Annotated in this window: 12 protein-coding genes; 7 read left to right on the forward strand and 5 right to left on the reverse strand. The window is 62.7% G+C overall.

Annotation, left to right across the window (positions count from 1 at the left end; all coding sequences use genetic code 11):
* Positions 1-11: 11 nt before the first annotated feature.
* Positions 12-1,043 carry a hydroxyacid dehydrogenase gene (locus J7U39_RS31145; RefSeq protein WP_210633620.1) on the reverse strand — a complete coding sequence of 344 codons (1,032 nt, stop codon included), beginning with the start codon at positions 1,041-1,043 and terminating at the stop codon, positions 12-14.
* 274 nt (positions 1,044-1,317) lie between these two features.
* Here J7U39_RS31145 and J7U39_RS31150 point away from each other — a divergent pair, with 274 nt between their 5' ends.
* From J7U39_RS31150 to cydX, 7 genes are all read left to right on the forward strand, one after another.
* Positions 1,318-1,917 carry a HupE/UreJ family protein gene (locus J7U39_RS31150; RefSeq protein WP_210633622.1) on the forward strand — a complete coding sequence of 200 codons (600 nt, stop codon included), beginning with the start codon at positions 1,318-1,320 and terminating at the stop codon, positions 1,915-1,917.
* A 275-nt stretch (positions 1,918-2,192) separates the two neighbouring features.
* Positions 2,193-2,771: a GbsR/MarR family transcriptional regulator gene (locus J7U39_RS31155; RefSeq protein WP_210633624.1), complete on the forward strand. Its 579-nt coding sequence runs from the start codon at positions 2,193-2,195 to the stop codon at positions 2,769-2,771.
* A gap of 4 nt (positions 2,772-2,775) precedes the next feature.
* Complete coding sequence (gene cydD, locus J7U39_RS31160) at positions 2,776-4,506, forward strand: thiol reductant ABC exporter subunit CydD (RefSeq protein ID WP_210633626.1); 1,731 nt, start codon at positions 2,776-2,778, stop codon at positions 4,504-4,506.
* Positions 4,503-6,194, forward strand: a complete 1,692-nt coding sequence (locus J7U39_RS31165; protein WP_210633628.1) for an amino acid ABC transporter ATP-binding/permease protein — start codon at positions 4,503-4,505, stop codon at positions 6,192-6,194. The genes cydD and J7U39_RS31165 overlap by 4 nt, the downstream gene beginning before the upstream one ends.
* 77 nt (positions 6,195-6,271) lie before the next feature.
* Positions 6,272-7,852 carry a cytochrome ubiquinol oxidase subunit I gene (locus tag J7U39_RS31170; RefSeq protein WP_210633629.1) on the forward strand — a complete coding sequence of 527 codons (1,581 nt, stop codon included), beginning with the start codon at positions 6,272-6,274 and terminating at the stop codon, positions 7,850-7,852.
* A 6-nt stretch (positions 7,853-7,858) separates the two neighbouring features.
* Positions 7,859-9,013: a cytochrome d ubiquinol oxidase subunit II gene (gene cydB, locus J7U39_RS31175; protein WP_210633631.1), complete on the forward strand. Its 1,155-nt coding sequence runs from the start codon at positions 7,859-7,861 to the stop codon at positions 9,011-9,013.
* 13 nt (positions 9,014-9,026) lie between these two features.
* Complete coding sequence (cydX, locus tag J7U39_RS31180) at positions 9,027-9,149, forward strand: cytochrome bd-I oxidase subunit CydX (protein WP_210633633.1); 123 nt, start codon at positions 9,027-9,029, stop codon at positions 9,147-9,149.
* Positions 9,150-9,194: 45 nt separating this feature from the next.
* On the opposite strand, the gene J7U39_RS31185 is transcribed toward cydX, so the two are convergent.
* Genes J7U39_RS31185 through J7U39_RS31200 form a run of 4 tightly spaced genes read right to left on the reverse strand, consistent with a single transcriptional unit; the run spans position 9,195 to position 14,025 of the window.
* Positions 9,195-11,198: an aldo/keto reductase gene (locus J7U39_RS31185; protein ID WP_210633634.1), complete on the reverse strand. Its 2,004-nt coding sequence runs from the start codon at positions 11,196-11,198 to the stop codon at positions 9,195-9,197.
* Positions 11,199-11,235: 37 nt separating this feature from the next.
* Positions 11,236-12,318, reverse strand: coding sequence for a sn-glycerol-3-phosphate ABC transporter ATP-binding protein UgpC (gene ugpC / locus J7U39_RS31190; RefSeq protein ID WP_210633636.1), 1,083 nt, complete (start codon positions 12,316-12,318; stop codon positions 11,236-11,238).
* 13 nt (positions 12,319-12,331) lie between these two features.
* Complete coding sequence (locus tag J7U39_RS31195) at positions 12,332-13,168, reverse strand: carbohydrate ABC transporter permease (protein ID WP_064806618.1); 837 nt, start codon at positions 13,166-13,168, stop codon at positions 12,332-12,334.
* Complete coding sequence (locus tag J7U39_RS31200) at positions 13,165-14,025, reverse strand: sugar ABC transporter permease (RefSeq protein WP_210633638.1); 861 nt, start codon at positions 14,023-14,025, stop codon at positions 13,165-13,167. The genes J7U39_RS31195 and J7U39_RS31200 overlap by 4 nt, the downstream gene beginning before the upstream one ends.
* Positions 14,026-14,109 lie beyond the last annotated feature (84 nt).

Genomic DNA, 14,109 nt, shown 5'->3' on the forward strand with positions numbered 1-14,109 from the left:
GGGCGGCATCTTCAATTCACCGCGACCGGCTTGGAGCGCATGCGGGAGACCGTCTCGCGCTCCGCCCGTTTGCAGCGCATCGGCGGCAGGCCGCGATCCATCAGGTCCATGTCCTCGAGCACCATGTCGCCCATCTTCTTGAAGGCGCTGTCGAGCGCTCCGGCCCGGTGCGCCGAGCGGATGAAGCCCTTCAGGCTGCGTACCGGATGATCAGGCGGCAGCGGCTCTTCAGGGTAGACGTCGCTTGCCGCGACGATATGGCCTGACGAAACGGCCGCCATCAATGCGTCGAAATCGACAACGTCGGCGCGGCTGAGCAGGATGAAGGCCGCTCCCCTGCGCATGCTGGAAAAGGCCTCGGTACCGAGAAATCCCCTGTTTTCGCTGGTGACGGCTGCGACGACAAAGACGAAATCGCTCTTCGTCAGGACATCCTCCAGGCTTGCGGGCTCGACGCCGTTTTCTTCGAGGATCGAGCGGGGCAGCCAGGGATCGAAGACCCGGATGCGCGCCCTGAAACCGGACAGCAAGCGGCGCAGCGCTCTGCCGAGATCGCCGAAGCCGACAATGCCGATCTCGGAACCGGCGATCAGCCGCGCGCTCGCATTGCCCTCCCCGCCCCAGAGCTCGCTGCCCTGGCGAAAGGCCACGTCGGCATCGACGATGCCGCGCGCCAGGGCCAGCGCAAAGCCGAGACCGATTTCGGCCACCGGCTCGGCGAAAACCTGGCCCGTCGTCACGACATGGATGCCGCGCTCGAACAGCACGTCATAGGGCATGTTGTTGAGAAGATTGCTCTCGACGTTGAGGATCGAGCGTAGAGCCGGCATTCTGGCGAGCGTTTCCGCCGAGAGCGGCGGCTGACCGATCACATAGCGCGCTCTGCCGAGAATTTCGTCGCCAAGCCCGGCGATGTTCTTCGGATCGGCTTCGACAACTTCGTATTTCGCCTGCAGTTCGGCGCGTGCCTTATCGCTGAAGATCAGATCGAGCGTGCGCGGCTCGGGCGCGCTGATTGCCAGCGGTCGTTCGGCATTTGTCATCGGCATCTCCTCCGTCGCGGCGGCTTGCGTTGCCGGCTGGAGAATTGATAACCTCCGACCGCGGCCGTTTCCAGTTGGTGGACGAGAAATTGCAGAGCGAACCGCGCACCGGTGCTGATCATGAGTGGCCGAAGCAATGGAAAGCGGCATTTGCCTATCAGATAAGCAATTGAATTCTCTGGCTATTCGTGGCTTTTCTGTTGACGGTCCGAACTGCCTGAATTAGCTTGAGGCATCCCGGCAGGAAGTCGAAGAATTGCAAAGGAAACGAACCATGAAGTCAGTACTTAAGAGCGGCCTGCTTGCCTTGGCTGCCGCAGCGCTACCGGCTGTCGCTTCCGCCCATCCTGCCGTCGGCGACGCTGCCGGCTTCAGCCACGGCTTTGCTCATCCGATCTCCGGCCTCGATCATGTCCTTGCCATGGTGATGGTCGGTGTGGTTGCTTTCCAGCTCGGCGGTCGCGCCATCTGGCTCTTGCCGTTGACCTTCGTCCTGATGATGGCATTTGGCGGTGCTCTCGGCGTTGCCGGCGTTGATCTTCCCTTCGTTGAGACAGGCATTGCGCTTTCCGTCGTCGTTCTGGGGGGCATGATTGCAATCAATGTCAGGGCGCCGCTGGCTACGGCGCTCGGCATGGCGGGTCTCTTCGCCATCTTTCATGGCCATGCGCACGGCGCCGAAATGCCGGACGACGCTGCCGGCGCCGCCTATGCTGCCGGCTTCATGATGGCAACCGGACTGCTGCATGGCGCCGGCCTCGCGCTTGGCTGCGTGATCGGCCGCGCCGGCGAACGCCAGGGCGTTTTCGTCACGCGGGCGGCCGGCGGCCTTGCCGCCATCTCGGGACTGGGCATCCTGGCCGGTCTGATCTGATCTGTCCGCATTTCGGCAAGAAGCCGATACGCAGCTAACGCACCTCGCTCGGACAATTACGCTCGGCATGCGCGATGCAATGCCGGACATAGTTTTCGCATTATTGCGCTGACGAACCGCGGAGTTGCGCCGCGTAATCCGCTGCGGTCAATACCACGCGTGAATTGACAATATCCAAATTGACGCAGGCACCTCTTGCTGATTGTCGGCGGGAGGTAAAGCTCTGTATAGTGATTTCAGAAATTTCTGAAATCACAGACTCAACGGAAATTGACATGAACCTTCCGCCTCTCGTTCAGTCCTTTGTTCTCCATTTCGGGGAAATGGGATCGCGCTGGGGGATCAATCGCACAGTCGGTCAGATCTACGCCCTGCTATTCGTCTCCCCCGCCTCGCTCTGCGCCGAGGAGATCGCCGATTCCCTCAGCATCTCGCGCTCCAATGTGTCGATGAGCCTGCGCGAGCTGCAGGCCTGGAATCTCGTCCTTCTCAAACACAAGCCGGATGATCGCCGCGATTTCTTCACCACACCCGATGATGTCTGGCAGATATTGAGGACGCTTGCCGAGGAGCGGAAGAAACGGGAGGTCGACCCGACGCTGTCGGTTTTGCGCGAAATCCTGATGCAGCGCCCGGCAAGCGAAACCGAGCGCTATGCGCAGGAACGCATGGGCGAGATGCATACGCTGATCGAACAGCTGACGCATTGGTATGAAGACGTAAAACAACTTGAAACGGAAAGGCTCGCGACGCTACTCTCGCTGGGCGCGAAAGTGACAAAGCTTCTGGAGGCCAAGGACCGAGTCATCTCGCTCGGCCGCAGCCGCCGGCCGAATCCTGCGAACAAGAGTTAGCGGCATGGGCACTGCTTTCTTCGACGCGACAAACGAAGCGGATGGACGGCCGCGGGCTGGAAAGGTCGCGACACCACGCGCCGATGCGGGCAAAGGCCGGCTGCGCAATGCGGCGATGCTGCAGGCGCTGGCCGCCGTCATCTGGATCCCGCAGGCTGCGCTGCTGGCCGTCTCGGTTGGCCGTCTCGCCGGCGGCGGCGGGCAGCATGACGTTCTCTGGCCGGCCTTTGGCATTCTCGTTCTCGGATTGGTAAGAAGCTGTCTCGACGCGGCTGGGGGGCGCCTGGCCTTCCGCGCCGCGCGGAGCGAACTCAGCCGAAAGCGGCAGGCGGCGGCCGCTTCCCTCTCCTTGGCGTCGCCGGTCGACCGCGGCCGGCCGGCATCCGGCAAAGCCGCGAGTGTCATCGGCGAACAGGCTGAGCTCATCGTGCCCTATCTCGCCCGTTTCCAGCCGGCGCGGGTGAAAGCGAGCCTTGTGCCGCTCGTCATCCTTGTCTTTATCCTCGCCGTCTCCTGGATCGCCGCGCTGGTCCTGCTGTTTGCCGCGCCGCTGATTCCGATCTTCATGGCGCTGATCGGTTGGCGCGCCCAGGCGGCCAGCGAAAAGCAGCTTGTGGCGACCGGCGATCTCAACGGCTTCCTACTCGACCGCCTGCGCGGACTGACGACGATCCGTGCTCTGGATGCGGTCGATACAACGGCCCTGCGGCTGCGTCGCGAGGCGGAATCGCTGCGTGCGCGCACTATGTCCGTGCTGAAGATCGCCTTTCTGTCCTCGGCCGTGCTCGAGCTTTTGGCAGCGCTCGGCGTGGCTATGGTTGCCGTCTATGTCGGCTTCAGCCTGCTCGGCGAAATCCGTTTCGGCACTTGGACAGGACGGCTTGACCTGACAGAGGGACTGTTCATGCTGCTGCTGGCGCCGGCCTTCTTCGAGCCGCTGCGCGAACTCTCGGCCGTCTGGCACGACCGGGCGGCGGGGGAAGCGGCGCTGAAAGGCCTGGACGCGCTTGCCGCCGAAGGTCTGTCCATTCGAGGATTGGCCGAACCGGCGGCTCTCGCCAGCACCGAGGCGCCCGGCATCCGACTTGAAAATCTCGCCTTTGGTTACGGCGCCGACGAGCCGCTGATCCTCGACCGCTTCAACCTCGATATCGCCGCCGGCGAACATCTGGCGCTGCTTGGTGCCAGCGGCTCCGGCAAGTCAACGCTTCTTTCGCTGATAGCGGGAATGGCGCCCTGCGTCGGTGGCCGCATCGTCATCGGTGGCATCGAGCTTGGGGATGACACCGTCGCCACGCTGCGGGGCGCGATGGCTTGGATCGGCCAAAAGCCGCATATCTTTGCCGGTACCATCGCAGGCAATATCGCACTCGGCAGGCCTGGTATCTCGCGCGGCGACGTGGCGGACGCGCTTGCCGCCGCCAGCCTCGGAAAGGTTGCCGACGCTTATGGGGGCCAGCCGCTCGGCGAAGGCGGGATCGGTCTTTCCGGCGGCGAGGCGCTGCGGCTTGCGATCGCACGCGCTGCTTGCAATCCTGATCTGAAGATCATTCTGGCCGACGAGCCGACCGCGCATCTCGACGCGGACACGGCGGCTGATGTGACCGAGACCTTGCTCGCGCTGGCGCGGGGTCGTACCCTCATCGTCGCGACACATGATCCGCTGCTCGCCGCCCGCATGCACCGCGCCATCCGCATCGATGCGGATTTCGCCATGAGGGAGGCGGCTGAATGAGCTTCTTTGTTGCAGACATCAAGCCGATCCTTCGTCTGTTCTTGGCCGAACGTCGACGCGCGTTGTTTGTCGGCGCCGTGCTTTCGGCGGCAACGGTGACGGCAGGGGTCGCGCTGCTCGGACTCTCCGGCTGGTTCATCACCGCCACTTCCCTTGCCGGGCTATCGGCCGCGGCCGCCATGACCTTCGACGTTTTCGCACCGGCCGCCGGCATCCGCCTGCTCGCCGTCGTCAGGACGGCGGCACGCTACGGCGAGAGGCTTGCGACCCATGATGCAACACTCGGCGTGCTTGCCGCGCTGCGCGAAAGACTGTTTCGCGGCTTTGCCGAACCGGGTGCTGCCCGTGCTCTGGCGCACCGTCCGGCGAGACTGCTGTTCCGGCTGACGGGCGATATCGATGCGCTTGATTCCCTCTATCTCCGAATTCTCGTGCCGGCTGCTGTCGCGATCGGCGCAACACTGACTGCGAGCGTGGTGCTGGGCCTGATGCATCCCCCGTTCGGCCTGTGTTTCGGCCTCTTTCTCGCCGGAGCCGGCCTTGGCCTGCCATTGATCGCGGGCCGCGTTGCGCGCAAACCCGCCCGCAGGCGTGCCCATGGCATCGAGGCGCTGCGGTCACGGACGATCGATCTCGTCGCCGGCCAGACCGACCTGCTGATGGCCGGCCGGCTCAAGGCGCAGAGGAGCGCCATCGCGGATGCCGACAGTTACGCGGCTCAAGCCGATGATCGGTTGAACCGTGTCGAAACCGGTCTGACATTCGGTTTCGGCCTCGTCTCCACGCTCCTGCTGACGGCATCGCTGCTCACGGTGGCCGCGCTTACGGAAACGAAAGCGATTAGCGCGCCGATCGCAGCCCTCGGCCTGCTCGTCGCCTTCGCGGCGGTCGAACCCTTCGCGGCGCTCCGCCGCGGGGCTCTGGAACTCGGCCGAACGCTGCTGGCCGCAAAGCGGATCGCACCGCGGCTTGCCGTCGCTGATGAGACCCAACCGCCAGCGACGCCGCTGCCGGGACACGCCTTTTCTCTGGCTGGCGTGTCCGCCTTCCATGAGAATTCCGCCGTGCCGGCGCTGGAGGACATCGACCTGGTGCTCAAGCAGGGCGAACGCCTTGCCGTCATCGGCAGCAGCGGCGCCGGCAAGTCGAGCGTGCTCGCTCTGCTTTCCCGCGAGTTGCCGGCAAGCGCAGGAAGCGTCGCCGCGATGAGGGCGACCTTGCTGACGCAACGGACGGAACTCTTCGAGGATAGCCTGCGCGGCAACCTTCTTCTTGCGAACCCGGATGCGAGCGAGGACCGCCTTCGCGAAGCGCTCGCCGCCGCCGGCCTGCTTGCCGATATCGAGGCCATGCCAAAGGGGATCGACACAAGGCTCGGCGAGTGTGGGCTCGGACTTTCGGGCGGCCAGTCGCGCCGGCTGGCGCTTGCCCGGCTGTTCCTGCGCGACACGCCGCTCTGGCTGCTCGACGAGCCGACCGAAGGCCTCGACGGCGCCACCGCTCGCGATGTGCTCTCACAGCTGTCGTTAATGGCGGCAGGCCGCTCGCTGGTGATCGCCACGCATATCCGCCGCGAGGCTGCGGTTGCCGACCGCATCGCCGTCATCGAGGGCGGCCGTATTTCGGAAGTTTCGCGCCGTGGGGAGGCGGCGTTCGAAAAGGCGCTCGACCGGCTTCGATCGGACTGAGCAAGACCCGCATGCCCTCACCCGCCGGCCGGCGCTGAGGAACGCTCCGTACCCCGTGGGACCGTGGGAGAAAGACAATGGAACTAGATATCGTAGCACTTTCGCGCTTCCAATTCGCGCTGACGGCGCTTTACCACTTCCTGTTCGTGCCGCTGACGCTCGGCCTGTCCGTGCTCCTGGCGATCATGGAAACCGTCTATGTGATGACCGGCCGCCAGATCTGGCGGCAGATGACAAAATTCTGGGGCACGCTGTTCGGCATCAATTTCGTGCTCGGCGTCGCCACCGGCATCGTCATGGAATTCCAGTTCGGCATGAACTGGAGCTATTACAGCTATTATGTCGGCGACATCTTCGGCGCGCCGCTGGCGATCGAAGGCTTGATGGCCTTCTTCCTGGAGGCCACCTTCGTCGGGCTGTTCTTCTTCGGCTGGGACAAGCTGTCGAAGGTCGGCCATCTCGTCGCCACCTGGGCTGTGGCGCTCGGCTCGAATTTTTCCGCCCTTTGGATTCTCATAGCCAATGGCTGGATGCAGAACCCGGTGGGATCGGCACTCAATCCGCAGACGATGCGCATGGAGATCACAAGCTTCTTCGACGTCGTCTTCAACCCGGTCGCCCAGGCGAAATTCGTTCATACCGTGTCGGCAGGCTACGTCTGCGCTTCGATCTTCGTGCTCGGCGTCTCGGCCTGGTATGTGCTGAAGGGCCGGCAGATCGAGCTTGCCAAGCGTTCGATGACGGTCGCCGCCTCCTTCGGTCTTGCCTCGGCGCTGTCCGTCGTCGTGTTGGGTGACGAGAGCGGTTATCTGGCAACCGAAAACCAGAAGATGAAGCTCGCCGCGATCGAAGGCATGTGGAAGACGGAGCCGGCTCCGGCCGCCTTCACCGCCTTCGGCTTTCCGGATCAGGAAGCGCGCGAAACACATTTCGCCGTGCATATCCCCTGGGTCATGGGCTTGATCGGCACACGATCGCTGACGACGGAAATACCCGGAATCGATAAGCTCGAACAGCAAGCCGAAGCCCGCATCCGCGGCGGCATCAGAGCTTACGATGCGCTTATGCAGATCCGCGCAGCGCCGACGCAGGATCAGGTTGCGCAGGAAGTGCGCACCTCCTTCGAGGATCTCGGCCATGATCTCGGTTATGCCCTTCTGCTGAAGCGTTATGTCGACGATCCCCGCCAGGCGACCGACGCGCAGATCGTTCAGGCGGCGCGTGATACGATCCCGCATGTGCCGACCCTCTTCTGGTCCTTCCGCATCATGGTTGGGCTCGGCATCTTCTTCATCCTGCTTACATCAACCTTCTTCTGGCTATCGGCGCGGCGCCATCTCGACAAATATCCGCTGCTGCTGCGGATTGCCATGCTGGCGATCCCGCTTCCCTGGGTCGCCATCGAGCTCGGCTGGGTCGTCGCCGAATTCGGCCGCCAGCCCTGGGTGATCGAAGGCGTGCTGCCGACGGCGGCAGCCGTCTCCAGCCTCGGCGCCGGCACCGTGCTTCTGACGATCATCGGTTTTGCCGCGCTCTACACGGTTCTGATCGTCATCGAGATGGGTCTAATGATCAAGGCGATCCGCCAGGGACCGGAACCGGACGACGCGCCGGAAGCCGTGCTGATTTCCGAAACCCTCGTCCCGGCCGCGGAGTGACCTGTCATGATCCTTCACGAACTCCTCGATTATGAAACCCTGCGCGTCATCTGGTGGCTGCTGCTCGGCGTCTTGCTGATCGCCTTTGCGACGACCGGCGGCTTCGACCTCGGCGTCGGCACGCTCCTGCCCTTCGTCGCCAGGACCGATACGGAACGGCGCCTGGCAATCAACACCATCGGCGCAACCTGGGAAGGCAACCAAGTCTGGTTGATTCTCGGCGGCGGCGCCATCTTCGCCGCCTGGCCGCCGCTTTATGCAGTCTCCTTCTCGGGCTTTTATCTCGCAATGTTTGCGATCCTCTTCGCACTCATCCTGCGTCCGGTCGGTTTCAAATACCGGTCGAAGCGGGAAAGTGTCCGCTGGCGCTACGGCTGGGACTGGGCGCTCTTCATCGGCGGCTTCGTGCCGGCGCTGATCTTCGGCGTTGCCGTCGGCAATGTGCTGCAGGGCGTGCCCTTCCGCTTTGCCGACGATATGCGGATCTTCTACGAAGGCTCGTTCTTTGCCCTGCTCAACCCCTATGCTTTGCTCTGCGGCCTGCTCTCCGTCGCCATGCTGACGATGCACGGCGCGGCCTGGCTGGTGTTGAAGGCGAGCGGGCCGGTTGCGGAACGCGCCAGGAGTTATGGCAGTATCGCCGCCCTGGCGGCCATCGTGCTATTTGCCCTCGGCGGGCTCTTCCTATGGGTCGGCGTCAGTGGCTATCGCATCAGCAGCGATATCAGCCCGATCGGGCCTTCCAATCCGTTGCTGAAGACGGTGGTGCCTGAGAACGGCGCATGGCTTGCCAACTACACCGCCCATTCATGGATGATCGTCGCGCCCGTCCTCGGCTTTGCCGGTGCGGCATTGGCCTTCATCGCCATGCGGGCAAGGCGCGAGGTGATGACACTGCTTTTCAGTAAGATCGCGATACTGGGGATCATCTCAACGGTCGGCCTGTCGATGTTCCCGTTCATCCTGCCCTCCTCCCTCGATCCGCGCTCGAGCCTGACGGTTTGGGATGCATCCTCCAGCCACATGACGCTGTTCATCATGCTCGTGGTATCGGCGATATTCCTGCCGATCATCTTTGCCTACACCGCCTGGGTCTATAGGGTTTTGTGGGGCAAGGTCGACGAGAAATCGATCACAGACAAGAACAGTCACGCTTACTGAGGGAGACGAAACGATGTGGTATTTCGCATGGATTCTCGGCCTGCCGCTGGCAGCCGCCTTCGCTGTCCTCAACGCCATGTGGTACGAGCTGATGGACGACGCAGCCGGAAGAAAGGCGTCCGAAACGCGCAAATAAATATGCGAAGGGCGCGGCTTCGAACCGCGCCCTTTCCCTGTTTTATCAGCCTTCCAGCCACTTCACCTGATCGGGTGTCAGCTTGATGTCGAGCGCCGAGAGGCTGTCCTCCAGCTCGGCGATGGTGCGCGGCCCGATCAATGGAATGACCGGGAAAGGCTGGGCGATCACATAGGCGAGCGCGATGTGGATCGGGTTGCGGCCGAGCTTGTTGGCAAGCTCGATGGCGCGGTCGCGGCGCCCGAAATTGCGCTCGGAATACCAGACCCGCACGATCTCCTCATCGTCCCGCTTGTCGCGGCCAGCGCGGTCGGTGAAGAAGCCGCGGCCCTGGCTCGACCAAGCGAAGTTCGGGATCTGCTTGTCGTTAAGCCACGTCTTCCAGTCGTCGTCGGAGGCGGCGACGCAGCCGGCCCAGATCGGATCGAGCATCTCAGCAAGCGAGAAGTTGTTGGAGAGCGCTGCCGGTGCCCTCTTGCCGGTCTTTTCGGCATAGGCGATCGCCTCGTCGAAACGTGCGCGCGTCCAGTTCGAGCCGCCGAAGATGCCGCGGATGCGGCCGCGTTTGACCTCGGCATCCATGGCATCGACGAATTCGCCGACAGGCACGTCGGTATTGTCGCGATGCATGAAATAGATGTCGACATAGTCGGTCTTCAGCCGGGCGAGCGACTGGTCGAGCTGCTTTGCAATCATGTCGGGATAGCAGAGCGGCGAATGCGCGCCCTTGCCGATCAGCACGATCTCCTCGCGCGGCACCTTGCGGCTGGTGTGCCAGTCCCCGAAGATCGCCTCCGTCTTGCCGGCGCCATAGACAAAAGCCGTATCGAAGGCGTTGCCGCCGGCTTCGTAGAAGGCGTCGAGCGTCAGGGAGGCGGCGGCAAAGTTCGGGAAGAACTCGAAGCCGAGGGTCACGACCGAAGCCGGCTTGGAGATGCCCGGAATCTGTCGCTGCGGAATGCTGTTGCCGCGCGTGACCGCGCCGCCTGATATATTGGCCGTGCGTTTGGCGGCTTTTTCGACGCCATATTCGAGCCCGACCGAGGCGCGCCACTGGTCGAGCACGCGCAGGTTTCCGATCGAATCGGCCCAGCTCATGCCTGGAGAACTGAACTCGGTTCTGCCGGCCCGGATCGCATCGCCCGCCGCGTCCGCTTCGAAGGAATAGAGCCAGCGCTCTTCCTTGACCTCTACCGTCTCCTGTTTGCCGCCCTTGAAGATCTCGATCTTGCCGACGCCGCCCTTGTGGCCGGAGGCGAACCAGAAATCCGCGACCTCGATCCGGCCTTCGGAGCCGATGATGCGCAGCACATTGTCCTGCTGAGCCATGATCGAGCAGGAGACTTCGGCGATGATCTCGTTCGGGAACTTGAGCACGGCCGACGCCCATTCGTCGACGCCGCTCTCTCCGAGATGGGCGACGCCCGACACCTTCTCCGGCTCGAGGAAGGCTTTGCCTTCCGCGGCGCCAGAGATCAACCGCGCCATGGAAACAGGATAGCCGCCGACATCGAGAATGCCGCCGCCGGCGGTATCATTGGCGAAAAGCCGATGCTCCGGCTTATAGCTGCCCATGTTGAAGCCGAAGCTCGAACGGATGATGCGGATCGTGCCGATGACGCCGCTCTTGATCAGCTGAACCAGCTTTTCCGTCTGCGGATGCACCCGGTACATGAAAGCTTCGCCAGCAAAGACGCCGGCTTTCTTGGCTTCGTAATAAACGGCTTCGGCATCATAGGCCGAAAGCGCGATCGGCTTTTCCACCAGGATGTGCTTGCCGGCGCGCGCCGCCTTGATCGCCCATTCGGCATGGCCGGTATGGGGCACGGAAATATAGACCGCATCGACTTCGGGGTCGGAAAGCAGCGCCTCGTAACCATCGACGATGCGGGCGCCCGGGAAGTTTTCGGCAAGTCCCGGCTTGGAAGGGTTGCGGGTGGCGATCGCGACCAGTTTGCCGGTGCGCGAGTGGGCAACGCCATCGGCAAAGGTGCGAGCGATGGTGCCGGGGCCGATGATGCCCCAGCGGATCGGTTGATCTGAAGTCATGGAAACCTCTTTCGTCTTTCTGCCTTGGGATTGCGGTTTAGCGGAGCCGTTTGCCAGCGCCGTCGAAAAGGAATGTGCGGCTGGCGGGAAGGCCGACGGTCAGCGTCTCGCGATTGCCTGATGTGCGCGATTCCGGCCGCTCGATGATCAGCTGTTCGTCGCCGACGGCGGCATAGATGTAGCTGGTATTGCCGAGGTGTTCGGCGACATCTATGGCAACGGTAAGATCGGTATCGCCGGCACCTGCATCGACGAAATGTTCGGGCCGGATGCCGAGGGTCACTTTCGCACCGGTTTCGATGCGATCGGCGACGGACAGCGGCAGGCGCGTCGCCGGATTGCTCTCCAGCGCGATCACCGCCCTGCCCGGCTGCGCCTCGACGACCGCGGCTTTCAAGAAATTCATCTTCGGCGAGCCGACGAAACCGGCGACGAACTGGTTGGCCGGATCGTCATAGAGGTCGAGCGGCGCGCCGATCTGCTCGATGTTGCCGGCGCGCAGCACGACGATGCGGTCGGCGAGCGTCATCGCTTCCGTCTGATCGTGGGTCACGTATATCATCGTCGTGCCGAGCTGTTTGTGCAGCCTTGATATTTCCACACGCATCTGCACGCGCAGCTCTGCGTCGAGGTTCGATAGGGGTTCGTCGAACAGGAAGACCTCAGGTTCGCGCACGATGGCGCGCCCGATGGCGACGCGCTGCCGTTGACCGCCGGAAAGCTGTTTTGGCCGCCGTTTCATCAGTTCGGTGATCTGCAGGATATCGGCGACATGGCTCACGCGCCGCTCGGTATCGGACTTCGGGTTGCCGTTCATGCGCAAGCCGAAGCTCAAATTCTCCTCGACCGTCAGATGCGGATAGAGCGCATAGGATTGGAAGACCATGGCGATGCCGCGATCGGCCGGCTCGACGTCGTTGACGACCTTGCCTCCGATCCGAAGCTCGCCCGATGTAATATCCTCGAGACCGGCGATCATCCTCAGCAGCGTGGACTTGCCACAGCCGGAAGGGCCGACGAAGACGACGAATTCGCCGTCCTTCACCTCCAGATTGGCGCCATGGATGATCTCGAAGCCGCCGAAGCGTTTGACGATGTTGGTCAATGAAAGCTCTGCCATTCGGCTTCCCCGATTACTTGATTGCGCCGGCCGCGATGCCAGCGATGAAATGGCGCTGGAGCGCCACGAAGACGACGAGGATCGGCGCCGTCAGCAGCACCGCGCCGGCCATGATGCCGCCCCAGGACACCTTGGTGAGGCCGATCAGCGTTCCCAATGCCACCGGCGCCGTCATCATCCCCGGTCTGGAATTGATGAGCAGCGGCCAGAGGTAATTGTTCCACGAATGCAGGAAGAGAATGATCGCCAATGCCGCCATGGTCGGACGCGCCAGCGGCAGGGCGATGCGCAGGAAGATCTGCCATTCCTTGACCCCCTCGACGCGGGCCGCGTCGAAGAGCTCGCCCGGCATCATTGAGAAAGACTGCCGCATGAATAAGACGCCGAGGGAATTGAAGAGCGGCGGCACGATCAGTGCCACCCAGGTGTTTGCCAGCTTGAACTCGCGCGCCACCATGATGAATTGCGGGATGACGACCACGGAGAACGGCAGTGTGATCGTACCGAGGATGATGGCGATGACGACGGAGCGGCCGACAAAACGGTAACGTGCCAGCGCCCAGCCGGCCATCGACGTCAGCATCACCGAGAGCACGGTATAGATAAGCGCCACGCCGATGGAGATCACCATTGCGCCAACGAAATCGGTATCGGCCTGCAGATTTTTGAAATTCTCGACGAAGTTGGTCGATGGCCACAGCACGATCTCGGGATTGAAGATGCCGTTGTCGGGCATTGTCGAGAAGACGAACATCATCCACAGCGGAAACAGCCAGATCAGCGCCAGCGGCGCCAGCGCGGCGTGCAGCGCGATCTGACGGATGAGAAGGGATTGCGACTTGGATCTCATTTCGGGTCCCTCCCGATCCAGAGATTGAAAAAGGAGATCACCACGGCGAGAGCGGCCATCGTATAGGCGATCGCCGAGGCATAGCCGAAGTTCAGCGAGGTGAAACCCTGGCGGTAGAGGAAGAGGCCGAGTGTCTCCGTGCCGCCGCCCGGACCACCGCGATTGGTGATGAGGAAGGGTTCGGTAAAGAGCTGCATGGTGCCGATCACCGAGAGCACCACACAGAAGAGGATGATCGGCTTTAAGAGCGGCAGGGTGATGTGGAAGAATTGTTGTGTCTTGTTCACCCGGTCGAGCGTCGCGGCCTCGTAGACATCGTCGGGGATGGCCTGCAGGCCGGCCAGGATGATGATGGCGTTATAGCCGGCCCAGCGCCATGTGACGGCGAGGATGATTACGCCCATTGCGGCATTGGCGTTGTCGAACCAGGAGATCGGGCTGAAGCCGACCGCTGAGATCATCTTGTTGACGATGCCGAAATCGAGGCTGAACATCAGCCGGAACACGGCCGCGTAGGCAACCTCACCGACGACGACGGGGGCAAAGAAGGCGAAACGGAAAAGCGGGCGCGCTTTCAGGAGCGGCGAATTGAGCAGTACGGCCATGACGGTGGCCAGCGCGATCATTACAGGCACCTGGATCACCAGGATGATCAGCGTGTTGTACAGAGCATTATAGAAGGCAGGGTCGTAGAAGAGCCGGCCCCAGTTGGCCTGGAAACTGTATTTCCACGGATTGATGCGCGTGTTCTGAAAGGAAATCAGGAACGAGTCGATGATCGGCCAGACCCAGAAGGTGGCGAAAACAAGCAGATAGGGGGCGAGGAACGCATAGGCGCTCCGGGTTCTGAACGGCATCGAGCCTCCTCCTCACGAACGAATGAATGACCGGCCGCGTTGCAGGCCAGGAGAAAGCCGGGCGCGGGAAGCGCCCGGCATCGT

It is taken from the genome of Rhizobium sp. NLR16a (assembly GCF_017948245.1).
Classification (GTDB): domain Bacteria; phylum Pseudomonadota; class Alphaproteobacteria; order Rhizobiales; family Rhizobiaceae; genus Rhizobium.